The sequence below is a fragment of the Natrinema soli genome (assembly GCF_028618695.1).
This window is the reverse complement of sequence record NZ_JAQIVI010000219.1, coordinates 1-1,086: the sequence shown is the minus strand read 5'-3', so window position 1 is coordinate 1,086 and position 1,086 is coordinate 1. Positions and strand designations below refer to the sequence as shown.

2 protein-coding genes are annotated in these 1,086 nt (G+C 69.2%); both read right to left on the bottom strand.

The window, feature by feature from the left end:
- On the bottom strand, positions 1 to 475 hold a 475-nt coding region (locus tag PGX04_RS14490), incomplete at its 3' end, for an anthranilate synthase component II (RefSeq protein ID WP_273739163.1).
- Positions 468 to 1,086: anthranilate synthase component I family protein (locus PGX04_RS14485; RefSeq protein WP_273739162.1), on the bottom strand; the 619-nt coding region annotated here is incomplete at its 5' end. The genes PGX04_RS14485 and PGX04_RS14490, both read right to left, overlap by 8 nt.

Below are 1,086 nucleotides of genomic sequence, written 5' to 3'. Positions count from 1 at the left end.
TCAGGACGCCGCGCTCGTCGATCGTCTGCGCCGTCTCGAGCAGCGAATCGGGGAGGTCCGCGCGGTCGACCGCCAGCGAGTGGTAGCGCCCGACCTGAAACGTCTCGGGCAACGCGGCGAAGATCCCGTCGCCATCGTGCTCGACCGTCGAGGGCTTGCCGTGGACGACGTCGGACGCGTGTACGACCGGCGCGCCGTTGGCCGCACAGAGGGCCTGATGGCCGAGACAAACTCCCAGAATCGGGTACTCCGTCTCGGCGAACAGCGGGATCGAGATCCCGGCCGCTTCGGGCGTTCCCGGCCCCGGCGAGACGACGATGCCGGTCGGCTCGAGGTCGCGGACGCCCGCAAGATCGATCGCGTCGTTGCGCCGGACCACGACGTCGTCCGCGATCTCCCCCACGTACTGCACGAGGTTGTACGCGAACGAATCGTAGTTGTCGATGACCAGGATTCGAGTGGGGGGCTCAGTCATCTAACTCACCGCCGTCGGCCCGCTCCGAGTTCGGTTCGCCGCCCGTCTCGAGCCCCAGTTCGGCCCGCTCGCCTAACGCCTCGTCGACCGCGGTGATGAGCGCGCGAGCCTTGTCGAGGGTCTCGTCGTACTCTCGGACCGGGTCGGAATCGTGGACGATCCCCGCACCGACCCGCAGGTGATACTCCTCGGCGTGGCGGACCAGCGTCCGGATGACGATATTGAGCGTGGCCCGCCCGTCGAAGCCGAAGATGCCGACGCTGCCCGTGTAGGGCCCGCGCCGGGTCGCCTCGAGTTCGTCGATGAGCTCCATCGTGCGCGGTTTCGGCGCGCCGGTGATCGTCCCGCCCGGGAAGACCGCCGCAATGGCGTCGGCGAGCGTCTCGTCGTCGCGCAACCGACCGGTCACGTTCGAGACGAGGTGCATCACTTCGGCGTAGCGGTCGATCCGGCGGTACTCCTCGACCGCGACGGAGCCGTACTCGCAGACCGTCCCGAGGTCGTTGCGCTCGAGGTCGACCAGCATGGCGTGTTCGGCGCGCTCCTTCTCGTCGGTGAGCAGGTCGTCCTCGAGCGCGGCGTCCGCCTCGGGCGTCTCGCCGCGCGGCCGG